This is a genomic window from Plantibacter sp. CFBP 8798 (assembly GCF_014841195.1).
Classification (GTDB): domain Bacteria; phylum Actinomycetota; class Actinomycetes; order Actinomycetales; family Microbacteriaceae; genus Plantibacter; species Plantibacter auratus.
The window spans coordinates 1354030-1378032 of record NZ_JACYTS010000001.1; the positions used below are offsets into that span (position 1 = coordinate 1354030).

General features: G+C 65.9%; 35 protein-coding genes. All 35 read left to right on the top strand.

The window, feature by feature from the left end; genetic code table 11:
• Positions 1–271 precede the first annotated feature (271 nt).
• The 35 genes from rpsL (at position 272) to rplQ (ending at position 23917) form a co-directional block, all read left to right on the top strand.
• Complete coding sequence (rpsL, locus tag IFU30_RS06345) at positions 272–646, top strand: 30S ribosomal protein S12 (RefSeq protein ID WP_056008169.1); 375 nt, start codon at positions 272–274, stop codon at positions 644–646.
• Positions 646–1116 (top strand): 30S ribosomal protein S7, encoded by a 471-nt coding sequence (gene rpsG, locus IFU30_RS06350; RefSeq protein ID WP_064296707.1) that lies wholly within the window; start codon positions 646–648, stop codon positions 1114–1116. Before rpsL ends, rpsG begins: the two co-directional genes overlap by 1 nt.
• Positions 1117–1203: 87 nt before the next feature.
• Positions 1204–3318: an elongation factor G gene (fusA, locus tag IFU30_RS06355; RefSeq protein ID WP_079705261.1), complete on the top strand. Its 2115-nt coding sequence runs from the start codon at positions 1204–1206 to the stop codon at positions 3316–3318.
• Positions 3319–3459: 141 nt separating this feature from the next.
• Positions 3460–4650 (top strand): elongation factor Tu, encoded by a 1191-nt coding sequence (tuf, locus tag IFU30_RS06360; RefSeq protein WP_064296705.1) that lies wholly within the window; start codon positions 3460–3462, stop codon positions 4648–4650.
• A gap of 176 nt (positions 4651–4826) precedes the next feature.
• Entirely contained in the window at positions 4827–6641 is a 1815-nt protein-coding gene (locus tag IFU30_RS20320; protein WP_192004667.1) for a DUF4012 domain-containing protein, read from the top strand.
• Positions 6642–7110: 469 nt separating this feature from the next.
• Positions 7111–7419 carry a 30S ribosomal protein S10 gene (gene rpsJ / locus IFU30_RS06370; RefSeq protein ID WP_005050520.1) on the top strand — a complete coding sequence of 103 codons (309 nt, stop codon included), beginning with the start codon at positions 7111–7113 and terminating at the stop codon, positions 7417–7419.
• Between the two features lie 24 nt (positions 7420–7443).
• Positions 7444–8097, top strand: a complete 654-nt coding sequence (gene rplC / locus IFU30_RS06375; RefSeq protein ID WP_056008154.1) for a 50S ribosomal protein L3 — start codon at positions 7444–7446, stop codon at positions 8095–8097.
• A gap of 4 nt (positions 8098–8101) precedes the next feature.
• A complete protein-coding gene (rplD, locus tag IFU30_RS06380; RefSeq protein ID WP_079705263.1) occupies positions 8102–8767 on the top strand; it encodes a 50S ribosomal protein L4 in 666 nt (221 codons plus the stop codon).
• Positions 8764–9063, top strand: coding sequence for a 50S ribosomal protein L23 (gene rplW, locus IFU30_RS06385; protein WP_056008147.1), 300 nt, complete (start codon positions 8764–8766; stop codon positions 9061–9063). The genes rplD and rplW overlap by 4 nt, the downstream gene beginning before the upstream one ends.
• Before the next feature lie 28 nt (positions 9064–9091).
• The gene (rplB, locus tag IFU30_RS06390; RefSeq protein WP_064296701.1) at positions 9092–9931 is read left to right on the top strand and encodes a 50S ribosomal protein L2; all 840 of its coding nucleotides are present in this window, start codon (positions 9092–9094) and stop codon (positions 9929–9931) included.
• Positions 9932–9943: 12 nt separating this feature from the next.
• Positions 9944–10225: a 30S ribosomal protein S19 gene (rpsS, locus tag IFU30_RS06395; protein ID WP_064296700.1), complete on the top strand. Its 282-nt coding sequence runs from the start codon at positions 9944–9946 to the stop codon at positions 10223–10225.
• A gap of 26 nt (positions 10226–10251) precedes the next feature.
• A complete protein-coding gene (rplV, locus tag IFU30_RS06400) occupies positions 10252–10644 on the top strand; it encodes a 50S ribosomal protein L22 (protein ID WP_056008137.1) in 393 nt (130 codons plus the stop codon).
• On the top strand, positions 10644–11432 hold the full coding sequence (rpsC, locus tag IFU30_RS06405; RefSeq protein WP_064296699.1) for a 30S ribosomal protein S3: 789 nt from the start codon (positions 10644–10646) through the stop codon (positions 11430–11432). Before rplV ends, rpsC begins: the two co-directional genes overlap by 1 nt.
• Before the next feature lie 2 nt (positions 11433–11434).
• Positions 11435–11854, top strand: coding sequence for a 50S ribosomal protein L16 (rplP, locus tag IFU30_RS06410; RefSeq protein WP_056008131.1), 420 nt, complete (start codon positions 11435–11437; stop codon positions 11852–11854).
• A complete protein-coding gene (gene rpmC, locus IFU30_RS20630; protein ID WP_079705264.1) occupies positions 11854–12189 on the top strand; it encodes a 50S ribosomal protein L29 in 336 nt (111 codons plus the stop codon). The genes rplP and rpmC overlap by 1 nt, the downstream gene beginning before the upstream one ends.
• A gap of 2 nt (positions 12190–12191) precedes the next feature.
• On the top strand, positions 12192–12512 hold the full coding sequence (gene rpsQ, locus IFU30_RS06420) for a 30S ribosomal protein S17 (protein WP_056008125.1): 321 nt from the start codon (positions 12192–12194) through the stop codon (positions 12510–12512).
• Between the two features lie 31 nt (positions 12513–12543).
• Positions 12544–12912 (top strand): 50S ribosomal protein L14, encoded by a 369-nt coding sequence (gene rplN, locus IFU30_RS06425; protein ID WP_064296696.1) that lies wholly within the window; start codon positions 12544–12546, stop codon positions 12910–12912.
• 3 nt (positions 12913–12915) lie between these two features.
• Complete coding sequence (gene rplX, locus IFU30_RS06430; RefSeq protein WP_192004668.1) at positions 12916–13275, top strand: 50S ribosomal protein L24; 360 nt, start codon at positions 12916–12918, stop codon at positions 13273–13275.
• Positions 13275–13859, top strand: a complete 585-nt coding sequence (gene rplE / locus IFU30_RS06435; protein ID WP_056008119.1) for a 50S ribosomal protein L5 — start codon at positions 13275–13277, stop codon at positions 13857–13859. The genes rplX and rplE overlap by 1 nt, the downstream gene beginning before the upstream one ends.
• Positions 13860–14004: 145 nt before the next feature.
• Positions 14005–14403 carry a 30S ribosomal protein S8 gene (gene rpsH, locus IFU30_RS06440; protein ID WP_064296695.1) on the top strand — a complete coding sequence of 133 codons (399 nt, stop codon included), beginning with the start codon at positions 14005–14007 and terminating at the stop codon, positions 14401–14403.
• A gap of 6 nt (positions 14404–14409) precedes the next feature.
• Complete coding sequence (rplF, locus tag IFU30_RS06445; protein WP_064296694.1) at positions 14410–14946, top strand: 50S ribosomal protein L6; 537 nt, start codon at positions 14410–14412, stop codon at positions 14944–14946.
• Between the two features lie 2 nt (positions 14947–14948).
• Entirely contained in the window at positions 14949–15308 is a 360-nt protein-coding gene (rplR, locus tag IFU30_RS06450; RefSeq protein WP_064296693.1) for a 50S ribosomal protein L18, read from the top strand.
• A 38-nt stretch (positions 15309–15346) separates the two neighbouring features.
• Positions 15347–16015: a 30S ribosomal protein S5 gene (gene rpsE / locus IFU30_RS20635; RefSeq protein ID WP_229939737.1), complete on the top strand. Its 669-nt coding sequence runs from the start codon at positions 15347–15349 to the stop codon at positions 16013–16015.
• Entirely contained in the window at positions 16015–16197 is a 183-nt protein-coding gene (rpmD, locus tag IFU30_RS06460; protein ID WP_079001710.1) for a 50S ribosomal protein L30, read from the top strand. Before rpsE ends, rpmD begins: the two co-directional genes overlap by 1 nt.
• The gene (rplO, locus tag IFU30_RS06465; protein WP_079705265.1) at positions 16197–16793 is read left to right on the top strand and encodes a 50S ribosomal protein L15; all 597 of its coding nucleotides are present in this window, start codon (positions 16197–16199) and stop codon (positions 16791–16793) included. Before rpmD ends, rplO begins: the two co-directional genes overlap by 1 nt.
• 93 nt (positions 16794–16886) lie before the next feature.
• Positions 16887–18215: a preprotein translocase subunit SecY gene (gene secY / locus IFU30_RS06470; RefSeq protein ID WP_064296691.1), complete on the top strand. Its 1329-nt coding sequence runs from the start codon at positions 16887–16889 to the stop codon at positions 18213–18215.
• On the top strand, positions 18212–18820 hold the full coding sequence (locus IFU30_RS06475) for an adenylate kinase (protein WP_192004669.1): 609 nt from the start codon (positions 18212–18214) through the stop codon (positions 18818–18820). Before secY ends, IFU30_RS06475 begins: the two co-directional genes overlap by 4 nt.
• A 21-nt stretch (positions 18821–18841) precedes the next feature.
• Positions 18842–19681 (top strand): type I methionyl aminopeptidase, encoded by an 840-nt coding sequence (gene map, locus IFU30_RS06480; protein WP_192004670.1) that lies wholly within the window; start codon positions 18842–18844, stop codon positions 19679–19681.
• A gap of 57 nt (positions 19682–19738) precedes the next feature.
• Complete coding sequence (locus IFU30_RS06485; protein ID WP_197977385.1) at positions 19739–20623, top strand: aminodeoxychorismate lyase; 885 nt, start codon at positions 19739–19741, stop codon at positions 20621–20623.
• Positions 20624–20772: 149 nt separating this feature from the next.
• On the top strand, positions 20773–20994 hold the full coding sequence (gene infA, locus IFU30_RS06490; protein ID WP_017885304.1) for a translation initiation factor IF-1: 222 nt from the start codon (positions 20773–20775) through the stop codon (positions 20992–20994).
• 80 nt (positions 20995–21074) lie between these two features.
• On the top strand, positions 21075–21188 hold the full coding sequence (gene rpmJ / locus IFU30_RS06495; protein WP_021759549.1) for a 50S ribosomal protein L36: 114 nt from the start codon (positions 21075–21077) through the stop codon (positions 21186–21188).
• Between the two features lie 162 nt (positions 21189–21350).
• Positions 21351–21725, top strand: coding sequence for a 30S ribosomal protein S13 (gene rpsM, locus IFU30_RS06500; protein ID WP_064296688.1), 375 nt, complete (start codon positions 21351–21353; stop codon positions 21723–21725).
• A 41-nt stretch (positions 21726–21766) separates the two neighbouring features.
• Positions 21767–22165: a 30S ribosomal protein S11 gene (rpsK, locus tag IFU30_RS06505; RefSeq protein ID WP_056008094.1), complete on the top strand. Its 399-nt coding sequence runs from the start codon at positions 21767–21769 to the stop codon at positions 22163–22165.
• A 157-nt stretch (positions 22166–22322) separates the two neighbouring features.
• Positions 22323–23315, top strand: coding sequence for a DNA-directed RNA polymerase subunit alpha (locus IFU30_RS06510; protein WP_056008091.1), 993 nt, complete (start codon positions 22323–22325; stop codon positions 23313–23315).
• A gap of 44 nt (positions 23316–23359) precedes the next feature.
• Positions 23360–23917: a 50S ribosomal protein L17 gene (rplQ, locus tag IFU30_RS06515; protein WP_064296687.1), complete on the top strand. Its 558-nt coding sequence runs from the start codon at positions 23360–23362 to the stop codon at positions 23915–23917.
• Positions 23918–24003 lie beyond the last annotated feature (86 nt).

Here is a 24003-nt window from a genome sequence, read left to right on the forward strand (position 1 = left end):
GTCTTGTTTGGGTGTGCGCGCTGTCGTGCGCTCTCGTGCTGTCCACGTTCTCCGGAGCCTGGCTCGGGGGAGTGGACAGCAGTCTTGCACCATCGGGTTGATCCCCGCCGGGCTGGTCCCGGTTGCCGATCGCCCCCACGGCATACCCACCACGAAAGCGACGCGCACTCGCGCGGCGCCGGTGGGTCCATACGACCTCGTGATCCGGGAGACCGGTCCACGAATGCTGCAGTACCACTGTCACCGTGCAGTCATCATCAAGGAGCAAGTAGTGCCAACCATTCAGCAGTTGGTTCGGAAGGGCCGCAGCCCCAAGGTCGTCAAGACCAAGGCGCCCGCCCTGAAGAGCAACCCCCAGCAGGCCGGCGTGTGCACCCGCGTGTACACCACCACCCCGAAGAAGCCGAACTCGGCGATGCGCAAGGTCGCCCGCGTGAAGCTGCGCAACGGCACCGAGGTCACCGCGTACATCCCCGGTGAGGGCCACAACCTCCAGGAGCACTCGCTGGTCCTGGTCCGTGGTGGTCGTGTGAAGGATCTCCCGGGTGTCCGTTACAAGATCGTCCGTGGCGCCCTCGACACGCAGGCCGTCAAGAACCGCAAGCAGGCTCGCAGCCGCTACGGCGCGAAGATGGAGAAGAAGTAATGCCTCGCAAGGGTCCAGCTCCGAAGCGTCCCGTCGTCGCCGATCCCGTCTACGGCGCCCCCATCGTCAGCCAGCTCGTCAACAAGATCCTGCTGGACGGCAAGAAGGGCCTCGCTGAGCGCATCGTCTACGACGCACTCGAAGGCGTCACCGCCAAGAACCAGGGCGACGCCGTCGTCACACTCAAGAAGGCGCTCGACAACGTCCGCCCGACCCTCGAGGTGCGTTCGCGCCGCGTCGGTGGTTCCACCTACCAGGTGCCGGTCGAGGTCAAGCCTCACCGCGCCAACACCCTCGCCCTGCGCTGGCTCGTGAGCTACGCGAAGGGCCGCCGCGAGAAGACGATGACCGAGCGTCTCCAGAACGAGATCCTCGACGCATCGAACGGTCTCGGTGCAGCTGTCAAGCGTCGTGAAGACACGCACAAGATGGCCGAGTCGAACAAGGCGTTCGCGCACTACCGCTGGTAGTCGCCGCCCGATGCGAGGGCGGGCGATCCGCCCGCCCTCGCACACCTGAGTGAATCAGCTCACCCCTACCTATCCCCGGAGGACCCCGTGGCACAAGACGTGCTCACCGACCTGAACAAGGTCCGCAACATCGGCATCATGGCCCACATCGATGCCGGCAAGACCACCACCACCGAGCGCATCCTGTTCTACACGGGCGTCAACCACAAGATCGGCGAGACCCACGACGGTGCGTCGACGATGGACTGGATGGCGCAGGAGCAGGAGCGCGGCATCACCATCACGTCCGCCGCGACGACCTGTTTCTGGAACAAGAACCAGATCAACATCATCGACACCCCCGGCCACGTCGACTTCACGGTCGAGGTCGAGCGTTCGCTCCGCGTCCTCGACGGCGCGGTCGCGGTGTTCGACGGCAAGGAGGGCGTCGAGCCCCAGTCCGAGACCGTCTGGCGTCAGGCCGACAAGTACGACGTCCCGCGCATCTGCTTCGTCAACAAGATGGACAAGCTCGGCGCCGACTTCTACTTCACCGTCGACACGATCATCAGCCGCCTCGGCGCGAAGCCGCTGGTCATCCAGCTGCCGATCGGTGCCGAGTCCAACTTCGAGGGCGTCGTCGACCTCGTCGAGATGCGTGCGCTCACCTGGCGCGGAGACGCCAAGGGTGACGTCGAGATGGGCGCCAAGTACGCCATCGAGGAGATCCCGGAAGACCTCAAGGAGAAGGCGGCCGAGTACCGCACCGCGCTCCTCGAGGCCGTCGCCGAGACCGACGACGCGCTCATGGAGAAGTACTTCGGTGGCGAAGAGCTGACCGTCGCGGAGATCAAGGCCGCGATCCGTCACCTCACCATCACGAGCACCATGTACCCGGTCCTCTGTGGCTCCGCGTTCAAGAACCGCGGCGTCCAGCCGATGCTCGACGCCGTCATCGACTACCTCCCCTCCCCGCTCGACGTCCCGGCCATCGAGGCCCACGACGCGCGCGACGAGGAGAAGGTCGTGGAGCGTCACCCCGACTCGACCGAGCCCTTCACCGCGCTCGCGTTCAAGGTCGCGGTGCACCCGTTCTTCGGTCGCCTGACCTACGTCCGCGTCTACTCGGGTCGTCTCGACTCGGGTGCGCAGATCATCAACTCGACCAAGGGCAAGAAGGAGCGCATCGGGAAGATCTTCCAGATGCACGCCAACAAGGAGAACCCGGTCGACTTCGTCACCGCCGGTCACATCTACGCGGTCATCGGCCTGAAGGACACCACCACCGGTGACACCCTGTCCGACCCGCAGAACCAGGTCGTCCTCGAGTCGATGAGCTTCCCGGAGCCCGTCATCGAGGTCGCGATCGAGCCGAAGACCAAGGCCGACCAGGAGAAGCTGGGCACCGCGATCCAGAAGCTGGCCGAAGAGGACCCGACGTTCCGCACCGAGCAGAACACCGAGACCGGCCAGACGGTCATCAAGGGCATGGGCGAGCTCCACCTCGACATCCTCGTCGACCGCATGAAGCGCGAGTTCAACGTCGAGGCCAACGTCGGCAAGCCGCAGGTCGCGTACCGCGAGACCATCAAGCGCAAGGTCGAGAAGTACGGCTACACGCACAAGAAGCAGACCGGTGGTTCGGGTCAGTTCGCGAAGATCCAGTTCGATCTGGAGCCGATGGACGTCACTCCGGAGACGACCTACGAGTTCGTGAACGCCGTGACCGGTGGTCGCATCCCGCGCGAGTACATCCCGTCGATCGACGCCGGTTTCCAGGACGCCCTGCAGGTCGGTGGCCTCGCGGGCTACCCGGTCGTGGGTGTCAAGGCGATCATCACCGATGGTGCGGCGCACGACGTCGACTCCTCGGAGATGGCGTTCAAGATCGCCGGCTCGATGGGTCTCAAGGAGGCCTACTCGCGTGCCAACCCCGTCCTCCTCGAGCCGCTCATGGCGGTCGAGGTGCGTACTCCTGAGGAGTACATGGGCGACGTCATCGGAGACCTCAACTCGCGCCGTGGACAGATCCAGTCCATGGACGACGCCACCGGCGTCAAGGTCATCCGTGCCAACGTGCCGCTCTCCGAGATGTTCGGCTACATCGGCGACCTCCGGTCGAAGACCTCTGGTCGTGCCGTGTACTCGATGACGTTCGAGAGCTACGCGGAGGTCCCGAAGGCTGTCGCCGACGAGATCATCCAGAAGAACAAGGGCGAGTAGTCACTCACTCTCTCTTCACCGCGGTCCGGCCGGGTGTGCGAACACCCGGGCGGATCGCGTAACATGAATACACATCCCTGCAGTGCGTCGGGCATCGAATGGTGCCCGGCGTCCCGCACAACGTCCTGAGGAGGACTCACAGTGGCAAAGGCCAAGTTCGAGCGGACCAAGCCGCACGTCAACATCGGTACGATCGGTCACGTCGACCACGGCAAGACCACGCTCACCGCGGCGATCTCGAAGGTCCTGGCGGACAAGTTCCCGTCCGCGACCAACGTGCAGCGCGACTTCGCGTCGATCGACTCCGCGCCGGAAGAGCGTCAGCGTGGTATCACGATCAACATCTCGCACGTCGAGTACGAGACCCCGAAGCGCCACTACGCGCACGTCGACGCCCCCGGTCACGCTGACTACATCAAGAACATGATCACCGGTGCTGCGCAGATGGACGGCGCGATCCTGGTCGTCGCCGCCACTGACGGCCCGATGGCTCAGACGCGTGAGCACGTGCTGCTCGCCAAGCAGGTCGGCGTCCCCTACCTGCTCGTCGCGCTGAACAAGTCCGACATGGTCGACGACGAGGAGATCCTGGAGCTCGTCGAGCTCGAGGTCTCCGAGCTCCTCGCCTCGCAGGGCTTCGCTGAGGACGCACCGGTCGTCCGCGTCTCGGGCCTCAAGGCGCTCGAGGGCGACGAGAAGTGGGTGCAGAGCATCCTCGACCTCATGGACGCCGTGGACGCCAACGTCCCCGACCCCGTGCGCGACAAGGACAAGCCCTTCCTCATGCCGATCGAGGACGTCTTCACGATCACCGGTCGTGGAACCGTCGTCACGGGCCGCGCCGAGCGTGGCACGCTCGCGATCAACTCCGAGGTCGAGATCGTCGGCATCCGCCCGACGCAGAAGACGATCGTCACGGGTATCGAGATGTTCCACAAGCAGCTCGACGAGGCATGGGCCGGCGAGAACTGTGGTCTCCTGCTCCGTGGCACGAAGCGTGAAGACGTCGAGCGCGGCCAGGTCGTCGTGAAGCCGGGTTCGGTCACGCCGCACACGAACTTCGAGGGCACCGCGTACATCCTGTCCAAGGATGAGGGTGGGCGTCACAACCCGTTCTACGCGAACTACCGTCCGCAGTTCTACTTCCGCACCACCGACGTCACCGGCGTCATCACGCTGCCCGAGGGCACCGAGATGGTCATGCCCGGCGACACCACCGACATGACCGTTGAGCTGATCCAGCCCATCGCCATGGAGGTCGGCCTCGGCTACGCCATCCGCGAGGGTGGCCGCACCGTCGGCGCCGGCACCGTCACCAAGGTGCTCGCGTAAGCATCCGCTGACGCGAATCCCTGATCGACCTCAGGGTCGGCACGGTTCCACACGAAGGGCCCGGAGCATTTCGCTCCGGGCCCTTCGTCGTGCGCGCTGTCGGCCGATCGGCAATCCAGCGACTCATATGTAAGATATCGGTTGACCCATTCTGCATCGAGCCGCCCGAGGTGACCGTGTCCCGTTCGTCCATCCGCCCGCGTGGTCTGTCGCGCCCACGTGTCCTGATCCCGAGCGCCGTCGCCCTGTCCGTCCTGCTCGGCATCGCTGGAGCCTCCGTGTCGGCGGCGGTGGAGGCCGTGTCCGTCCGGGAGGAGCTCGAGTCGGTCCTGCCGGAGCTCGAGACGATCCGGGCGGGTGGCGATGGCGGCGGAACCGACGCGATCGATCCTGCCGCCGTGGAGCGTGCAGGAGATGCGGTCGAGCGGGCACTGGCGTCGACGCAGCGGCCTGACTGGTGGCTTGCGGAACGCGTGCCCGTCTCCGGGGCGAACTTCGAGGCGGTGCGCACGGCCGTCGAGGCGGCGCACGTGGTCGTCCACGAGGTCGTCGAGCCGGTCCTCGCCCTGTCCCTCGACGGACTGGCGGTCGACGGGCGACTGGACACGGAGCGAGTGGGGAGACTCGCCCGGAGCTCGGCGCGTGCGCTCGAGCGACTCGAGGAGCAGGTGGCGCGCCTCGACCGTTTCGACCGTTCGGTGCTCCTGCCGCAGGTGGTGTCGGCGCTGGGTGGACTCGACGGACCGCTGCGCGAGGCCTCATCGCTCGCCGCGCGGCTCGCACCGGTGCTTCGGGCGCTGCCCGGGTTCCTGGGGGAGGAGGGTCCGCGAGACGTTGTCGTGCTGTTCCAGAACTCGGCGGAGAGCCGGGCCCTCGGCGGCATCGCAGGAGCTTCGGTGCTCGTGCACATCGAGGAGGGGGTGCTCAGCGTGACCAGGACCCTCGGCGGCGCGGACTTCGTGTCGCACGCCGATCCGGTGGTGCCCCTGCCGGCCGATGCCGACGCGCTCTACCGGACCGAGGGCTACGCTGCAGCAGGCGCCTCCATCCATGAGGTGACGGCGCGGCCGGACTTCCCGTACGGTGCGCAGGTGGCCTCGCGGCTGTGGGAGGAGAGCCAGGGCGTCGTGCCGGACCTCGTGCTGGCCGTGGATCCGGTCGCGTTGTCCCACCTGCTGCGAGCGACCGGCCCCGTGGAGCTGGCCGACGGCACGGAGGTGTCGAGCGAGACGGTGGTCGACGAGCTCCTGAACAGCGTGTACCGAGACCACCCCGGTCTCAGCGACGAGGCGAACCGGGCCCAGGACGCGACCTTCACCGCCGTCGTGCAGGCGCTCGCGTCGCAGCTGCAGGCGGGGTCCATGGAGGTGCCCCGGGCGATCGACGGCTGGGTCCAGGCGGTCGACGAGCGGCGTCTGCTCGCCTGGAGTCCCGACCGCGTCGAGGAGCGGGCGCTGGTGCTCGCCGGGCTCGGCGGCGCCCTGCCCGAGCGTTCGTCTCGTTCGGTGCCGTTCGGGCTGTACCTCTCGGACGCGGTCGGGTCCAAGCTCGAGTACTACCTCCGACAGCAGGTCCGTGTCCGTGCGGGGTCGTGCGACGTCGACGGAGCCCGCACGGTGATGGTCACGTCGGAGCTCTCCAACACGGTCGACACGGAGCCGGACCTCGACACGGGGGCGTTCGACTACATCGCGGGGTTCCACGAGCGTGAGGGACTCCCACGTGGTTGGATGCGCCTGCGGGTCATGGCCTACTCGCCCGACGGCGCCGACATCCGTTCGGTCCGGGTTGACGGCGTCGAGGTCCCGTACACGGCCGGATCGGACGACGGACGCCCGGTGGCCTACGTGGTGGTGGCGATCGCGCCGGGCGCGACGGTGACGCTCGACGTCGATGCGGACGTGTCCGGCGCGACGGTCGACGCGGTGCGGTTCGAGGGCACCCCGGGGGTGCGTCCGGTCGAGGTCGACAACGTCGTCGAGCCCTGCTGAGCAGCAGCTCCTCGGTGCTCTCGACGCCCGAGACTGGGCGGATCCTGACCATCCGCCGCGCGCGACACGCCCGGGTTGCACGCATGGTGGATCCGTGGCAAACTAGTCCAGTTCAGTATTTCGGACGAGCGTGCCCGTGCGCGCTCCGGCGGATCACTGCCAGGTAGTGCATAGGAGCTCCCAGACGCGGCAACGCGACAGGGATCGAGCCTAGGCCGCGGGTAGCAGAACACCAATCACTTCATCGCAATCCAGGTCGTAGCAGTGCTACGCCCAGCGCCGACCACGAGTCGGGGTGGATGCCGGTGGATGACCACGAGGGTCGCAAGACACGAGTGGTCGTTGACAGCAGAACAGTGGTGCGACACCAGTAGTGCCAATGGCGCGGAGCAACCGAACGTTGCAAAGCGCACGATATGCGTCCAATACGGAGCGATCCGCACGACGCGAGACAGAGAGTGAGTCACACATGGCGGGACAGAAGATCCGCATCCGACTGAAGTCGTATGACCATGAGGTCATCGATACTTCGGCGCGCAAGATCGTCGACACGGTCACCCGTGCAGGCGCAACCGTCGTCGGCCCCGTGCCGCTTCCGACGGAGAAGAACGTGGTCTGCGTGATCCGTTCGCCGCACAAGTACAAGGACAGCCGGGAGCACTTCGAAATGCGCACCCACAAGCGTCTGATCGACATCATCGACCCGACCCCGAAGGCCGTCGACTCGCTCATGCGTCTCGACCTGCCGGCGGACGTCAACATCGAGATCAAGCTCTGAGCTCGGTAGAGACGGAAGGAAGACATGTCTAACACGAAGACCAGCAAGGGTCTGCTCGGCACCAAGCTCGGCATGACCCAGGTGTGGGACGAGAACAACAAGCTCGTTCCCGTCACCGTCATCGAGATCACGCCCAACGTGGTCACGCAGGTTCGCACCCCCGAGGTCGACGGCTACGACGCCGTGCAGATCGCGTACGGCCAGATCGATCCCCGCAAGGTCAGCAAGCCTGACGCGGGTCACTTCGACAAGGCCGGCGTGACGCCGCGTCGTCACCTCACCGAGGTCCGCACCGCCGACGCATCCGAGTACTCGCTCGGCCAGGAGCTCACCGTCGACGGTGTCTTCGAGGCCGGCCAGAAGGTCGACGTCGTCGGCACTTCGAAGGGTAAGGGTTTCGCCGGTGTCATGAAGCGTCACAACTTCAAGGGAACGGGCGCATCTCACGGTGCTCACCGCAACCACCGCAAGCCGGGCTCCATCGGCGCCTCCTCGACCCCGAGCCGTGTCTTCAAGGGCATGCGCATGGCCGGTCGTATGGGTGGCGAGCGCGTCACCGTGCTGAACCTCCGCGTTCACGCCATCGACGCCGAGAAGGGCCTGCTGCTCGTCAAGGGTGCCGTTCCCGGCGCTCGTGGCCGCATCGTATTCGTCCGCACCGCAGTGAAGGGAGCGTAGTTCCATGGCTATCGCTACTCTCGACGTGCTCGACACCAAGCTCAAGAAGGCCGGCACCGTCGACCTTCCTGCCGAGGTGTTCGACGTTCAGACCAACATCCCGCTCATCCACCAGGTGGTCGTCGCGCAGCTCGCTGCCGCCCGCCAGGGGACGCACAAGACCAAGCGCCGCGGCGAAGTGTCCGGTGCCGGCCGCAAGCCGTTCAAGCAGAAGGGTACGGGTAACGCTCGTCAGGGCTCCATCCGTGCACCTCAGATGACCGGCGGTGGCATCGTCCACGGTCCAGTGCCCCGCAACTACGCACAGCGCACCCCCAAGAAGATGATCGCCGCGGCTCTCCTCGGCGCCATCTCCGACCGCGCACGCGGCAGCCGCCTGCACGTCGTCGACTCCCTCTCGATCGGTGAGAAGCCGTCGACGAAGGCCGTGTCCGAGTACCTGACGAACGTCGCTTCCTCGAAGCACGTCCTGATCGTCCTCCAGCGCGACGACGAGGTCAGCCTCCGCAGCGTCCGCAACCTGCAGAACGTGCACGTGCTGTCGTACGACCAGCTGAACGCATACGACGTGCTCGTCTCCGACGACATCGTCTTCACCAAGGCCGCCTTCGAGGCATTCGTCGCCAGCAAGACCGGCAACACGGCCGCAACCGAGGAGGTCTCGGCATGACCGCGATCAACAAGGACCCCCGCGACGTCATCTTCGCGCCGGTCGTCTCCGAGAAGAGCTACAGCCTGATCGACGAGGGCAAGTACACCTTCCTCGTCGACCCGCGCTCGAACAAGACCGAGATCAAGCTCGCCATCGAGAAGATCTTCGGTGTCGAGGTCGCTTCGATCAACACCCTCACCCGTCAGGGCAAGACCCGTCGCACCAAGTTCGGCACCGGCAAGCGCAAGGACACCAAGCGCGCCATCGTGTCGCTCAAGTCGGGTTCCATCGACATCTTCACGGCTGTTGGCTAAGACGGCCGGGAACGAAGAGGAATAAGAAATGGCTATTCGTAAGTACAAGCCCACGACTCCTGGTCGTCGCGGTTCGTCTGTCGCGGACTTCGCGGAGATCACCCGCACCACGCCGGAGAAGTCGCTGCTTCGTCCGTTGTCGAAGACCGGTGGTCGCAACAACCAGGGCCGCATCACGACGCGTCACATCGGTGGTGGCCACAAGCGCCAGTACCGTCTGATCGACTTCCGTCGCAACGACAAGGACGGCGTCAACGCCAAGGTCGCTCACATCGAGTACGACCCCAACCGCACCGCGCGTATCGCGCTGCTCCACTTCGTGGACGGCACCAAGCGGTACATCCTCGCTCCGAACAAGCTCAGCCAGGGCGACGTGGTCGAGTCGGGTGCCGGCGCGGACATCAAGCCCGGGAACAACCTGCCGCTGAAGAACATCCCCACCGGTACGGTCATCCACGCGATCGAGCTCCGTCCCGGCGGCGGCGCGAAGATGGCCCGCTCCGCGGGTGCATCGGTGCGTCTCGTCGCGAAGGACGGCCCGTACGCGCAGCTCCGTCTGCCGTCCGGCGAGATCCGCAACGTCGACCTGCGCTGCCGCGCCACCATCGGTGAAGTCGGCAACGCCGAGCAGTCGAACATCAACTGGGGTAAGGCCGGCCGTAAGCGCTGGCTGGGCGTCCGCCCGACCGTCCGTGGTGTCGCGATGAACCCGATCGACCACCCGCACGGTGGTGGTGAGGGCAAGACCTCCGGTGGACGTCACCCGGTCAGCCCGTGGGGCCAGAAGGAAGGCCGCACGCGCCACCCCAACAAGGAAAGCGACAAGCTCATCGTTCGTCGTCGTACCGCCGGCAAGAAGCGTAAGTAGGAGTAAGAGAAGATGCCACGCAGTCTCAAGAAGGGCCCCTTCGTCGACGACCACCTGCTCCGCAAGGTCGTCACGGCGAACGAGGCCAACAACAAGAACGTGATCAAGACCTGGTCGCGTCGATCGATGATCATCCCGGCGATGCTGGGTCACACCATCGCCGTCCACGACGGTCGCAAGCACATCCCGGTGTTCGTCACCGAGACGATGGTCGGGCACAAGCTCGGCGAGTTCGCGCCCACCCGCACCTTCCGTGGACACGTGAAGGACGACAAGAAGGGCCGTCGCCGCTAACGCGGTGACGTGAAGGAGGAAGAGAAATGGTGGAGTCGATCGCCCGCGTGCGACACATCCGCGTCACCCCCCAGAAGGCCCGTCGTGTCGTCGCGCTCATCCGTGGCAAGCAGGCTCAGGAGGCCTTGGCCATCCTGAAGTTCGCACCACAGAGCGCCAGCGAGCCCATCTACAAGCTCGTTGCCTCGGCCATCGCGAACGCTCGCGTCACGGCCGACAAGGACAACGTGTTCCTTGACGAGCAGGACCTGTACATCGCGAAGGCGTACGTCGATGAGGGTGCAACCCTCAAGCGTTTCCGTCCCCGCGCACAGGGCCGCGCGTTCCGCATCCTCAAGCGCACCAGCCACATCACCGTCGAGCTCTCGACGCCTGATGAGACTGCCGGCGCTGCCAAGGCCAAGAAGGTGAGCAAGTAATGGGTCAGAAAGTCAATCCATACGGCTTCCGTCTGGGAATCACGACCGACCACGTGTCGCGTTGGTTCTCCGACAGCACGAAGAAGGGTCAGCGTTACAGCGACTTCGTCGCGGAAGACGTCAAGATCCGCCGTCTGCTGGCGACCTCGCTCGACCGCGCTGGTGTCAGCCGCATCGAGATCGAGCGCACCCGTGACCGCGTCCGCGTCGACATCCACACCGCCCGTCCGGGCATCGTGATCGGTCGCCGTGGCGCCGAGGCCGAGCGCATCCGCGCCGACCTCGAGAAGCTCACGAAGAAGCAGATCCAGCTGAACATCCTCGAGGTCAAGAACCCCGAGGCCGACGCTCAGCTCGTCGCGCAGGGCATCGCCGAGCAGCTCTCCGCACGTGTGGCCTTCCGCCGCGCGATGCGTAAGGGCCTGCAGGGCGCTCAGCGCACGTCCACCGTCAAGGGTGTCCGCATCCAGGTGTCCGGCCGCCTCGGCGGCGCCGAGATGAGCCGTTCCGAGTTCTACCGCGAAGGCCGTGTGCCGCTGCACACGCTCCGCGCGAACATCGACTACGGCTTCTACGAGGCGAAGACCACGTTCGGCCGCATCGGCGTGAAGGTCTGGATCTACAAGGGCGACATCACCAACAAGGAGCTTGCTCGCGAGCAGGCCAACCAGAAGTCGACGCGTCCGGAACGTCGCGACGGTGGCGACCGCCCCCGTCGGAACGCCGGTCCGAGCAGCGCCCCCAAGGCAGCTGCTGAGGCGCCCGCCGCCGCAGGAGTTGAGGCATAACCATGTTGATCCCACGCAAAGTCAAGCACCGGAAGCAGCACCACCCCGGCCGTTCCGGCCAGGCGACCGGTGGCACCAAGGTGTCGTTCGGTGAGTACGGTATCCAGGCCCTGACGCCCGCTTACGTGACCAACCGTCAGATCGAGTCCGCTCGTATCGCCATGACGCGTCACATCAAGCGTGGCGGAAAGGTGTGGATCAACATCTACCCCGACCGTCCGCTGACCAAGAAGCCCGCCGAAACCCGCATGGGTTCCGGTAAGGGTTCGCCCGAGTGGTGGGTCGCGAACGTCAAGCCGGGTCGTGTGCTGTTCGAGGTCGCCGGAGTCGATGAGACCCTGGCCCGCGAAGCGCTCACCCGTGCAATCCACAAGCTGCCCCTCAAGGCACGCATCATCAAGCGCGAGGAGGGCGACGCATAATGGCGATCGGATCCAAGGAGCTCACCCCCGTCGAGCTCGACACCTTTGAAGACCAGCGCCTCCTCGAGGAGCTCCGCAAGGCCAAGGAAGAGCTGTTCAACCTGCGCTTCCAGTCGGCCACGGGGCAGCTCGAGAACCACGGCCGCCTGCGCGCCGTGAAGCGCGACATCGCTCGCATCTACACGGTCATCCGTGAGCGCGAGCTCGGCATCCGTGCCACGCCGACCGTCGAGGTCGTCGAGGCCAAGGCTGAGAAGAAGACCAAGAAGGCCAAGGCCGCACCGAAGTCCGAGGACACCGCTGCAGCCGACGCCGAGACCACGAAGGAGGCCTAGACATGGCTACCGCTACTGACAAGGCCCCCGAGGGTCACGAGTCGGCCGAGCACGACGTCAAGGACGCCGCTGCTCGTGGCTACCGCAAGACCCGCCGTGGTCTGGTGACCAGCGACAAGATGGAGAAGACCATCGTCGTCGAGGTCGAGGACCGCGTGAAGCACCCGCTCTACGGCAAGGTCATCCGCCGCACCTCCAAGGTCAAGGCTCACGACGAGGCGAACTCCGCCGGCATCGGCGACCTCGTCCTGATCAGCGAGACCCGCCCCACCAGCGCCACCAAGCGCTGGCGTCTGGTCGAGATTCTCGAGAAGGCCAAGTAGGCCTCGCGGCTTACTGAGAGGAAAGCGAACAATGCTTCAGCAAGAATCACGAGTCAAGGTCGCCGACAACACCGGCGCCAAGGAGCTCCTGACCATTCGCGTGCTCGGTGGCTCCGGCCGCCGCTACGCGGGCCTCGGTGACACCATCGTCGCGACCGTCAAGGACGCGATCCCCGGTGGCAACGTCAAGAAGGGCGACGTCGTCAAGGCGGTCATCGTCCGCACCCGCAAGCAGACCCGTCGTTCCGACGGTTCGTACATCAAGTTCGACGAGAACGCCGCTGTCATCCTGAAGGCTGACGGGGACCCCCGTGGTACCCGCATCTTCGGACCGGTCGGTCGCGAGCTTCGTGACAAGAAGTTCATGAAGATCGTCTCGTTGGCGCCGGAGGTTATCTAAGTCATGGCAAAGATCAAGAAGGGCGACCTGGTTCAGATCGTCTCCGGCCCGAAGCAGGACCGCGGTGGTTACCGCGGCAAGCAGGGTCGCGTCATCGAGGTCCTGGCGGACAAGAACCGGGTGATCGTGGAGGGCGTCAACTACGTCACGAAGCACTCCCGTGTCGGCCAGACCCAGCGTGGAACCAAGACCGGCGGCATCGAGACCGTCGAGGCTTCGATCCACATCTCCAACGTCGCGCTCGTCGACCCGGAGACCAAGGGCCCGACCAAGGTCGGCCACCGCAACGAGGAAGTCACGAAGGACGGCGTCACCAAGACGGTCCGCGTTCGTTACGCCAAGAAGTCAGGTAAGGACCTGTAATGACCGACACAGAAGTGGCGACTGGCAAAATCCAGCCCCGTCTCAAGCAGAAGTACCGCGCTGAGATCCTTCCGCAGCTGCAGAAGGACTTCGGCTTCACGAACGTGCACCAGGTGCCCGGACTCGTGAAGGTCGTCGTCAACACCGGTGTGGGCGAGGCCGCTCGCGACAGCAAGGTCATCGACGGCGCTGTTTCGGACCTCACCAAGATCACCGGCCAGAAGCCGCAGGTCACCAAGGCACGCAAGTCCATCGCGCAGTTCAAGCTGCGCGAGGGTCAGCCCATCGGCGCCCACGTCACGCTTCGTGGCGACCGCGCTTGGGAGTTCCTCGACCGCCTGCTGAGCCTCGCTCTTCCGCGTATCCGCGACTTCCGCGGTCTCTCGGACAAGCAGTTCGACGGCAACGGCAACTACACCTTCGGTCTCCAGGAGCAGTCCATGTTCCACGAGATCGACCAGGACAAGATCGATCGTGTCCGCGGCTTCGACATCACTGTCGTGACCACGGCCAAGAACGACGACGAGGGTCGCGCGCTGCTCAAGGCGCTCGGCTTCCCGTTCAAGGCGGCTGAGTCCAAGTAGGCTGAGCTTCTGCCCGGTCCTCGGTGTATGTCGAGGACCGGGCTTCCGCCCGTTCGGGGCACTCCTGCCCAGAACGGTTCAACCACCACAGGTCGGCACCCTTGCACAGGATGTCGAAACCTGGTGAACAAAGGAAACACTCGATATGACCATGACAGATCCGGTCGCAGACATGCTGACCAGACTGCGCAATGCGAACTCGGCGCACCACGACACCGTGTCGATGCCGCACTCCAAGCTCAAGGTGAACATCGCCGAGATCCTCAAGTCCGAGGGCTACATCTCCGGCTGGGAGGTCGCTGACGCGGCCGTCGGACAGACGCTCTCGCTGAGCCTCAAGTTCGGCCCGAACCGCGAGCGCTCCATCGCCGGCATCAAGCGCGTCTCGAAGCCCGGCCTCCGCGTCTACGCGAAGTCGAACGAGATCCCCAAGGTCCTCGGCGGCCTCGGCGTCGTCATCCTGTCCACCTCCAGCGGCCTCCTCACGGACCGCCAGGCCGAGAAGAAGGGCGTGGGTGGGGAAGTCCTCGCCTACGTGTGGTAGCCAGTCATGTCTCGTATTGGAAGACTCCCCATCGACATCCCGGCAGGCGTCACCATCGACGTCGCCGGTCAGAACGTCACCGTCAAGGGCCCGAAGGGTGAGCTTCAGCTCACCGTCGCGAGCCCCATCGAGGTCAAGCTCGAAGACGCACAGCTGCTCGTCACGCGTCCCGACGACGAGCGCAACTCGCGCTCGCTCCACGGCCTGACCCGCACGCTCATCGCGAACCAGATCATCGGCGTCACCCAGGGCTACACCAAGGGCCTCGAGGTCGTCGGTACCGGTTACCGCGTCGCTCAGAAGGGCAGCGCCGTCGAGTTCGCGCTCGGCTTCTCGCACCCCGTCACCGTCGAGCCGCCGGTCGGCATCACGCTGACCGTCGAGGGCAACAACAAGCTCACGGTCGCCGGTATCGACAAGCAGGCCGTCGGCGAGGTCGCCGCCAACATCCGTAAGATCCGCAAGCCCGAGCCGTACAAGGGCAAGGGTGTGCGCTACGCCGGCGAGATCGTGCGTCGCAAGGCCGGAAAGGCTGGTAAGTAACCATGGCTCGTCCAACGAAGACTGCCGCACGTGGCCGTCGCCACACGCGTCTGCGCAAGAAGGTCGAGGGCACCGCGGTCCGTCCGCGCCTCGTCGTCAACCGTTCAGCCCGTCACGTGTTCGTGCAGGTTGTCGATGACACGAAGGGTCACACCCTCGTCTCCGCCTCGACCATGGAGGACACCCTCCGGACGTTCGACGGCGACAAGACCGCCAAGTCGCGCAAGGTCGGCGAACTCATCGCCGAGCGTGCCAAGGCAGCCGGCATCGACGATGTCGTATTTGACCGTGGAGGCAACCGCTACGCAGGTCGCGTGGCAGCAATTGCCGATGGTGCTCGAGAGGGCGGATTGAACCTGTGAGCGAAGACAACAAGCAGCAGCAAGAGCCTGTGGCGACCGTGGCCGAGGCCCCGGTCGAGACCGCGGCATCGACGGCGCCCACCGGCGACCGCGAGCCGCGCGAGGCGCGCCGCGGAGGCCGCGAGCGCAACCCCAACCGCGACCGCGGTAGCCGCGACAGCGACAAGAGCCAGTTCCTGGAGCGCGTCGTGACCATCAACCGTGTCTCGAAGGTCGTGAAGGGTGGTCGTCGCTTCAGCTTCACCGCCCTCGTGGTCGTCGGTGACGGCAACGGCATGGTCGGCGTCGGCTACGGCAAGGCTCGCGAAGTCCCGCTCGCGATCGCGAAGGGCGTCGAAGAGGCGAAGAAGAACTTCTTCCGCGTCCCGCGCGTCGGCTCGACCATCCCGCACCCCACCCAGGGTGAGGCAGCAGCCGGTGTGGTGCTCCTGCGCCCCGCCGCCGCTGGTACCGGTGTCATCGCCGGTGGTCCCGTCCGCGCCGTCCTCGAGTGCGCCGGCATCCACGACGTGCTGAGCAAGTCGCTCGGTTCGTCCAACACGATCAACATCGTCCACGCGACCGTCACGGCGCTGAAGCAGCTCGAGGAACCTCGTGCCGTTGCAGCCCGTCGTGGTCTCGAGTTCGACCAGGTCGCTCCGGCCCGCCTGCTCCGTGCAGAGGCAGAGGCCGTTCAGGCGGCCGCTGCTGCGAAGGTAGGTGCCTGATGGCCCAGCTGAGGATCACCCAGATCAAGGGCAGAATTAGTGAGAAGCAGAACCAGCGCGACACGCTTCGCAGCCTGGGTCTCCGTCGCATCGGTGCTGTCGTCGTCCGCCCGGACAACGCGCAGAACCGCGGCTACGTGAACACTGTTGCTCACCTCGTACAGGTTGAGGAGATCGACTAATGGCTGAGAAGAACGAAACCACTGAGGAGAAGGCCCCCAAGGCCGCTGCGAAGGCAGCTCCGAAGACGGCTGCCGCGAAGGCCGAGCCCAAGGCGAAGGCTGCCCCCAAGGCTGCTGCCGCCAAGAAGCCCGCGAAGGACGAGCCCGCTGAGAAGCGCGAGCAGGTCCTGAAGGTGCACCACCTGCGTCCGGCCGCCGGAGCCAAGAAGTCCCGGATGCGCGTCGGCCGTGGTGAGGCGTCCAAGGGTAAGACCGCTGGTCGCGGTACCAAGGGTACGAAGGCGCGTTACAACGTCAAGGTCGGCTTCGAGGGTGGGCAGATGCCGCTGCACATGCGCACCCCGAAGCTCCGTGGCTTCAAGAACCCCTTCCGCGTCGAGTACCAGGTCGTGAACCTGGAGAAGCTCGCCGAGCTGTACCCGAAGGGTGGCGACGTCACCACGGTGGACCTCGTCGCCAAGGGTGCCGTCCGGAAGAACGAGAAGGTCAAGGTTCTCGGAAACGGTGACATCTCGGTTAAGCTGAATGTCGCGGTTGACAAGGTCTCCGGCTCAGCTGAGCAGAAGATCGTGGCAGCCGGGGGCAGCGTCAAGTAGCCCTCGGCCGGCTCCGCACAGGAGCTCACTCGGGTGGCCGGCATCATGCCGGTCACCCGGGCCGACCCCGCAACATCTCACAGGAGGCCCCTTTTGTTCAGCGCCATCGGCCGGATCTTCCGGACCCCGGATCTTCGTCGCAAGATCGGGTTCACGCTCGGGATCATCGCCATCTACCGGCTGGGGTCCTTCATCCCCGCTCCGTTCGTGAACTTCCCGAACGTGCAGCAGTGCCTCGCGAACCAGCAGGCCGCCGGCGCATCAGGCCTCTACGAGCTCGTCAACCTCTTCAGTGGTGGCGCGCTCCTTCAACTTTCCATCTTCGCGCTGGGCATCATGCCCTACATCACCGCGTCGATCATCGTCCAGCTCCTCCGCGTGGTCATCCCGCACTTCGAGACGCTGCACAAAGAAGGTCAGGCCGGCCAGGGCAAGCTGACGCAGTACACGCGGTACCTCACGATCTTCCTCGGCATCCTCCAGTCGACGACGCTCATCACGGTCGCCAAGAGCGGTGCACTGTTCGGCAACCAGGGCGGCGTCTGCGCCGACCTCATCACCGCCCAGGGCGGCACCTGGTACGGCATGCTCCTCATGGTCGTCACCATGACCGCGGGCACCGGCCTCGTCATGTGGATGGCCGAGCTCGTCACCGAGCGCGGCGTCGGCAACGGCATGTCGCTCCTCATCTTCACCTCGATCGCAGCCACCTTCCCGGGCTCGCTGGCCGCCATCTGGACCGCGAAGGGCCCGGAGGTCTTCCTCCTCGTACTCGCCGTCGGCCTCGTGATCGTCGGACTCGTCGTCTTCGTCGAGCAGTCGCAACGTCGCATCCCGGTGCAGTACGCGAAGCGCATGGTCGGACGCCGGACGTACGGCGGCAACAACACCTACATCCCCATCAAGGTCAACATGGCCGGTGTGGTGCCCGTCATCTTCGCGTCGTCGATCCTGTACCTGCCGGCCCTCATCGCGCAGTTCAACCAGCCGACGACCGGCACCCCGGCACCCTGGGTCCTGTGGATCCAGCAGTACCTCACCAAGGGCGACCACCCGCTGTACATGCTCATGTACTTCCTGCTCATCGTCGGCTTCACCTACTTCTACGTCGCGATCACCTTCAACCCCGAAGAGGTCGCCGACAACATGAAGAAGTACGGCGGGTTCATCCCCGGCATCCGTGCCGGACGCCCGACGGCCGAATACCTCGACTACGTGCTGACCCGCGTGACCCTGCCCGGATCGATCTACCTGGGGTTGATCGCGCTCCTGCCGCTCATCGCCCTGGCGTTGGTGGGCGCGAACGCCAACTTCCCGTTCGGCGGCGCATCGATCCTCATCATCGTCGGTGTCGGGCTCGAGACGGTCAAGCAGATCGACTCGCAGCTCCAGCAGCGTCACTACGAAGGGCTCCTGCGTTGAGCGCGGCAGCCGGCAAGCCCCGTCTGCTCATCGTCGGTCCTCCGGGATCCGGCAAGGGCACCCAGGCGGCCTTCCTCGCGGAGCGCTTCGACATCCCCGCGATCTCGACGGGCGACATCTTCCGCGCGAACATCAAGGAGGGTACGGCGCTCGGGAAGCAGGTCCAGGCGATCGTGAGCGAGGGCGGGTACGTTCCCGACTCGTTGACGAACGAGATCGTCCGCGACCGGCTCCACCAGCCCGACGCCGTCGAGGGGTTCTTGCTCGACGGGTATCCGCGGACCACCGACCAGGTGGTCGCGCTGGACGCGCTGCTCGCGGAGAACGACGCGAGCCTCAATGCTGTCGTGCAGCTGCAGGCCGACACAGAAGAAGTCGTCGCTCGACTCCTCAAGCGTGCCGCCGAGCAGGGTCGCACCGACGACACGGAAGAGGTCATCCGCCACCGGCTCGACCTCTACGCACACGAGACCGCGCCGCTGATCGAGGTCTTCACCGCTCGCGGGCTCGTCGTGGCGGTCGACGGCCTCGGTGAGGTCGACGAGGTCACCGCGCGGATCGATGCCGCCCTCGCCGCCCGCGGCATCATCGTCCCGGCCGTCTGACGCACGGACACGTCCACCACGGTGTTCCGGAAGTCGATCTACAAGACCCCTGACCAGATCCGCGCGATGCTCGCGCCGGGGCTGGCCACAGCGGCCTCGCTCGATGCAGTGCGCGCGCTCGTCGCCCCCGGGGTGACGACGCTGCAACTCGATGCGGCTGCCGAGGCGGCCATCGTCGCGGCCGGCGGGCACTCCAACTTCAAGCTCGTCCCCGGCTATCGGCACACGGTCTGCACCTCGGTCAACGAGGACGTGGTCCACGGCATCCCCGGGTCACGCGTGCTGCAGGCGGGCGACATCGTGTCGATCGACAGCGGCGCCGAGATCGACGGCTGGAACGGCGACTCCGCGATGACCATCGTGCTGCCGGATCCCACGCGCCCGGAGCTCGTCACCGAGCGCGAGCGGCTCTCGGCGGTGACGGAGGGTTCGCTGTGGGCCGGGATCGCCGAGCTCGCGACCGCCCGACACCTCAACCAGGTCGGTGCCGCGATCGAGGAGTACGTCGAGGACCACTCGCCCGAGGGGAAGCCCTACGGGATCCTCACCGACTACGTGGGGCACGGCATCGGACGCACGATGCACGAGGCGCCGCCGGTGTTCAACTACCGTGTCCGCCAGCGTGGCCCCGAAGTGAAGCCCGGACTCGTGGTGGCCATCGAACCGATGGTGGTCGCCGGGAGCCCCGACACCTTCGTCCGTGACGACGAATGGACCGTCGCCACGCTCGACGGTGGTTCGGCTGCGCACTGGGAGCACAGCGTCGCCGTGCACCGCGACGGCATCTGGGTCCTGACCGCTCACGACGGCGGCGCCGAGGCTCTCGCCGCGTTCGGCGTCACCCCGGTCCGTCCCGCCTGACCGAGCGTCAGCCCGGTCGCCGTCCCGACCTCGTCCGTCCCGGTAGAGTTGCTCGGCATGAGCGTGCCGATCGTGTTCCTTCTCGACGTCCTCCCAGCGGACACCGTCATCGACGACGCCGACCTCGCGGCCACGATCACGCCGGCCGGCGACGGGTCCGGCGTCTTGAGCGTCTTCGATCTGGGCCCCGCGCGGGGGGACGGGATCTTCGAGACGATCGGTGTCGTCGGCCGGCACCCGCAGTCGGTCGACGCGCATCTCGATCGGCTGACCGAGTCGGCGACCATCCTCGATCTGCCCGCGCCGAACCACGCACAGTGGCGGCTCGCGATCTCGCGCGCGATCGCGGAACTCCCCGACGTCGATCAGAGCGCCGTCCGACTCGTCGTGACGCGGGGGAGTGGCGGGCGCCCGACCGCGTGGATCTCGGCGACGCCGGCTGACGGCTTCCCCGAGCGTGAGAACGGCATCGAGGTCGTCCTGCTCGACCGCGGTCTCGCGAGCGATGTGCAGGAGCGTTCGCCGTGGCTGCTCGCCGGCGCCAAGACGCTGTCGTACGCGGTCAACATGGCCGCGCTCCGGGAGGCGCACCGACGTGGAGCGGACGACGTGCTCTTCGTCAGCAGCGACGGCTTCGTCCTCGAGGGCCCGACCTCCACCGTGGTCGTGCGGATCGGCGGCAGTTTCGTGACACCGCCTCCGTCGAGTGGGATCCTGCCCGGCACCACGCAGCTCGCGCTCTGGGCCCATCTCGAGGAGCAGGGGTTCCCGCACGAGTACCGGATGCTGACACCGGAGGACGTGCTCGACGCGGAGGCGGCATGGCTGCTCTCCAGCGTCCGACTGGCCGCGCCGGTGCGTGCCGTGGACGGACGCCCGCTGCCGATGGACGCCGGTCTCACGGCGCAGATCAACGACGCGCTGCGCTCCCGCACCGACTGACGGGCCCTGGCCGACGTCGAGTTGGCGAAACCCGGAAACATAGCATAGAATCGATCTTTGGTGCTTTCTGCATGCCTTCGGCGAGCCGACATCCGCACCGCAATCCATCCGCACGACCAGTGCGACTCAACCTGAGCGACAGTGAGGCTATGGCCAAAAAAGACGGCGTCATCGAGATCGAGGGCCAAGTGGTCGAGGCTCTGCCCAACGCGATGTTCCGCGTTGAGCTGACCAACGGACACAAGGTACTTGCCCACATTTCGGGCAAAATGCGTCAGCACTACATCCGCATCCTCCCAGAGGACCGCGTGATCGTGGAACTGACCCCCTACGACCTGACCCGTGGTCGGATCGTCTACCGCTACAAGTAGGTCGCGCTGTAAGTAACGGCCGGACGCGCCGCCACCATCCGGTGGTGGGCCCGGCACGATGACAGCGAAAAGAGAGAACTATGAAGGTCAAGCCCAGCGTCAAGAAGATCTGCGACAAGTGCAAGGTCATCCGTCGCAACGGCCGCGTCATGGTCATCTGCGAGAACCCGCGCCACAAGCAGCGCCAGGGTTGATCTCAGAGGATCTGCAGCACGCAGCCCTGAGCACCACAGCACCACCCCTCTAACGGCAGTTCCAGATCCCGCAGCACATCGTGCGCCGCGGGTGACACCTCGGGTCGGAGGCCCGAGCACCGGAACTGCTCCACACCTCCACAACTCCTAGGAGAAGCCACCATGGCACGTCTCGCCGGCGTAGACATCCCACGCGACAAGCGCGTGGAAGTTGCACTGACGTACATCTACGGTGTTGGCCGCACGCGGTCACTCAAGACCCTCGCCGACACCGGCATCAGCGGAGACATCCGCGTGAAGGATCTCACCGATGACCAGTTGATCGCCCTGCGCGATTACATCGAGGGCACCTTCAAGGTCGAGGGTGACCTCCGCCGTGAGGTCGCCGCCGACATCCGCCGCAAGGTGGAGATCGGGTCCTACCAGGGCATCCGTCACCGTCGTGGACTTCCGGTCCGCGGCCAGCGCACCAAGACCAACGCGCGCACCCGCAAGGGCCCGAAGCGCACCGTCGCCGGCAAGAAGAAGGCTCGCTAGGCCCCGCCTAGTCGCCTCGTCATAGGACTCAGGAGATATTCATGGCAGCACCAAAGTCGGCCGTTCGGAAGCCGCGTAAGAAGGAAAAGAAGAACATCGCCGTGGGCCAGGCCCACATCAAGTCGACGTTCAACAACACGATCGTCTCGATCACCGACCCCTCGGGCGCGGTCATCAGCTGGGCTTCGTCCGGTGGCGTCGGCTTCAAGGGTTCGCGCAAGTCGACCCCGTTCGCCGCACAGCTCGCCGCCGAGTCGGCTGCTCGTCAGGCGCAGGAGCACGGCATGAAGAAGGTCGACGTCTTCGTCAAGGGACCCGGCTCCGGCCGCGAGACCGCGATCCGTTCCCTCCAGGCCGCAGGCCTCGAGGTCGGCTCGATCAACGACGTCACGCCTCAGGCACACAACGGCTGCCGCCCCCCGAAGCGTCGCCGCGTCTAATTCCTTCGGTTCACCGGCCGTGATCCGTCCGTAGCGATCGTCTGATCGCCGCGGACGGATCACGGCATGGTCCTGGTGACCAGGGCCAGCGAACACCATTCACTACCTCGCCAACGCAAGTGTCATATAGCGGACACTTAGCCGAAAGGAATCCATAGTGCTCATCGCACAGCGCCCTACGCTCACCGAAGAATCCATCTCGGAGTTCCGCAGCCGGTTCATCATCGAGCCGCTCGAGCCAGGCTTCGGGTACACCCTCGGGAACTCGCTCCGTCGCACCCTGCTGTCGTCCATTCCGGGAGCAGCCGTCACCAGCATCCGCATCGACGGCGTGCTGCACGAGTTCAGCACGATCCCCGGTGTCAAGGAAGACGTCACCGAGATCATCCTGAACATCAAGGGCCTCGTCGTCTCCAGTGAGCACGACGAGCCGATCACGGCGTATCTCCGCAAGACCGGCGCAGGCCAGGTCACCGCAGCCGACATCTCGGCTCCGGCCGGCGTCGAGGTCCACAACCCGGACCTCGTCATCGCGACCCTCAACGACAAGGCGAAGTTCGAGCTCGAGCTCACGATCGAGCGTGGCCGCGGCTACGTGTCGGCCACGCAGAACCGCAACGAGTTCAGCGAAGCCGGTCAGATCCCCGTCGACTCGATCTACTCGCCCGTCCTCAAGGTGACCTACCGCGTCGAGGCGACTCGTGCCGGTGAGCGCACCGACTTCGACCGCCTGGTCGTCGACGTCGAGTCGAAGCCGGCCATCACGCCGCGCGACGCCATCGCGTCGGCCGGTCGTACGCTGACCGAGCTGTTCGGCCTGGCTCGCGAGCTCAACACCGCCGCAGAGGGCATCGAGATCGGCCCCGCGCCGGTCGACGCCGTGCTGCCGGGCGAGCTCTCGATCCCGATCGAGGACCTCGACCTCTCCGTGCGCTCGTACAACTGCCTCAAGCGCGAGGGCATCAACAACGTCAGCGAGCTCGTCGCGCTGTCGGAGACGCAGCTCATGAACATCCGCAACTTCGGACAGAAGTCGGTGGATGAAGTTCGCGACAAGCTCACCGAAATGGGCCTCTCCCTGAAGGACTCGGTTCCCGGGTTCGACGGCGCCCACTTCTACAGCGGCTACGACGACGAGACCGTCTCCTAGCACGCGATCCACCTGACGACTTTCCAACCTGAAGAGAGACAAGAATGCCTACTCCCACCAAGGGACCCCGCCTCGGAGGCGGACCTGCCCACGAGCGTCTCCTGCTCGCCAACCTCGCTGCTGCGCTGTTCACCCACAAGCGCATCCAGACCACCGAGACCAAGGCGAAGCGCCTGCGTCCGCTCGCTGAGCGCCTGATCACCTTCGCGAAGCGCGGCGACCTGCACGCCCGCCGTCGGGTGCTCGCGACCATCACCGACAAGAGCGTCGTCCACGAGCTCTTCACGGAGATCGCGCCCCTCGTCGCCGACCGTCAGGGTGGCTACACGCGCATCATCAAGACCGGTTACCGCAAGGGCGACAACGCTCCGATGGCCGTGATCGAGCTCGTCCTCGAGCCCGTCACGCCGAAGGCGAAGCCGGCCAAGCAGTCCGCGAAGCACGCCGCAGCGCCGGTCGACGAGGCTCCGGCCGAGGAGACCCCCGCCGAGGTCGAAGCCGACGCAGAGGCGACGGAAGCCGTCGAGGCGACCGAGACCGACGGCGAGTCCGTCGACGCCGGCGAGACCACCGACGAGGCTCCCGCGAAGGACGCCAAGTAGGTTCAGCGACACACGAACGGAACCCCGCTCTCCACGTGGAGGGCGGGGTTCCGTCGTTCCTGGCGGCGCTTCCACGGTGTCCTAGG

What these genes read in the sequence shown, in the direction of transcription:
- rpsG (WP_064296707.1), top strand. Translation starts at nt 646, where the DNA reads ATGCCTCGCAAGGGTCCAGCTCCGAAGCGTCCCGTCGTCGCCGATCCC.
- rpsJ (WP_005050520.1), top strand. Translation starts at nt 7,111, where the DNA reads ATGGCGGGACAGAAGATCCGCATCCGACTGAAGTCGTATGACCATGAG.
- rplC (WP_056008154.1), top strand. Translation starts at nt 7,444, where the DNA reads ATGTCTAACACGAAGACCAGCAAGGGTCTGCTCGGCACCAAGCTCGGC.
- rplD (WP_079705263.1), top strand. Translation starts at nt 8,102, where the DNA reads ATGGCTATCGCTACTCTCGACGTGCTCGACACCAAGCTCAAGAAGGCC.
- rplW (WP_056008147.1), top strand. Translation starts at nt 8,764, where the DNA reads ATGACCGCGATCAACAAGGACCCCCGCGACGTCATCTTCGCGCCGGTC.
- rplB (WP_064296701.1), top strand. Translation starts at nt 9,092, where the DNA reads ATGGCTATTCGTAAGTACAAGCCCACGACTCCTGGTCGTCGCGGTTCG.
- rpsS (WP_064296700.1), top strand. Translation starts at nt 9,944, where the DNA reads ATGCCACGCAGTCTCAAGAAGGGCCCCTTCGTCGACGACCACCTGCTC.
- rplV (WP_056008137.1), top strand. Translation starts at nt 10,252, where the DNA reads ATGGTGGAGTCGATCGCCCGCGTGCGACACATCCGCGTCACCCCCCAG.
- rpsC (WP_064296699.1), top strand. Translation starts at nt 10,644, where the DNA reads ATGGGTCAGAAAGTCAATCCATACGGCTTCCGTCTGGGAATCACGACC.
- rplP (WP_056008131.1), top strand. Translation starts at nt 11,435, where the DNA reads ATGTTGATCCCACGCAAAGTCAAGCACCGGAAGCAGCACCACCCCGGC.
- rpmC (WP_079705264.1), top strand. Translation starts at nt 11,854, where the DNA reads ATGGCGATCGGATCCAAGGAGCTCACCCCCGTCGAGCTCGACACCTTT.
- rpsQ (WP_056008125.1), top strand. Translation starts at nt 12,192, where the DNA reads ATGGCTACCGCTACTGACAAGGCCCCCGAGGGTCACGAGTCGGCCGAG.
- rplN (WP_064296696.1), top strand. Translation starts at nt 12,544, where the DNA reads ATGCTTCAGCAAGAATCACGAGTCAAGGTCGCCGACAACACCGGCGCC.
- rplX (WP_192004668.1), top strand. Translation starts at nt 12,916, where the DNA reads ATGGCAAAGATCAAGAAGGGCGACCTGGTTCAGATCGTCTCCGGCCCG.
- rplE (WP_056008119.1), top strand. Translation starts at nt 13,275, where the DNA reads ATGACCGACACAGAAGTGGCGACTGGCAAAATCCAGCCCCGTCTCAAG.
- rpsH (WP_064296695.1), top strand. Translation starts at nt 14,005, where the DNA reads ATGACCATGACAGATCCGGTCGCAGACATGCTGACCAGACTGCGCAAT.
- rplF (WP_064296694.1), top strand. Translation starts at nt 14,410, where the DNA reads ATGTCTCGTATTGGAAGACTCCCCATCGACATCCCGGCAGGCGTCACC.
- rplR (WP_064296693.1), top strand. Translation starts at nt 14,949, where the DNA reads ATGGCTCGTCCAACGAAGACTGCCGCACGTGGCCGTCGCCACACGCGT.
- rpmD (WP_079001710.1), top strand. Translation starts at nt 16,015, where the DNA reads ATGGCCCAGCTGAGGATCACCCAGATCAAGGGCAGAATTAGTGAGAAG.
- rplO (WP_079705265.1), top strand. Translation starts at nt 16,197, where the DNA reads ATGGCTGAGAAGAACGAAACCACTGAGGAGAAGGCCCCCAAGGCCGCT.
- IFU30_RS06485 (WP_197977385.1), top strand. Translation starts at nt 19,739, where the DNA reads ATGAGCGTGCCGATCGTGTTCCTTCTCGACGTCCTCCCAGCGGACACC.
- infA (WP_017885304.1), top strand. Translation starts at nt 20,773, where the DNA reads ATGGCCAAAAAAGACGGCGTCATCGAGATCGAGGGCCAAGTGGTCGAG.
- rpmJ (WP_021759549.1), top strand. Translation starts at nt 21,075, where the DNA reads ATGAAGGTCAAGCCCAGCGTCAAGAAGATCTGCGACAAGTGCAAGGTC.
- rpsM (WP_064296688.1), top strand. Translation starts at nt 21,351, where the DNA reads ATGGCACGTCTCGCCGGCGTAGACATCCCACGCGACAAGCGCGTGGAA.
- rpsK (WP_056008094.1), top strand. Translation starts at nt 21,767, where the DNA reads ATGGCAGCACCAAAGTCGGCCGTTCGGAAGCCGCGTAAGAAGGAAAAG.
- rplQ (WP_064296687.1), top strand. Translation starts at nt 23,360, where the DNA reads ATGCCTACTCCCACCAAGGGACCCCGCCTCGGAGGCGGACCTGCCCAC.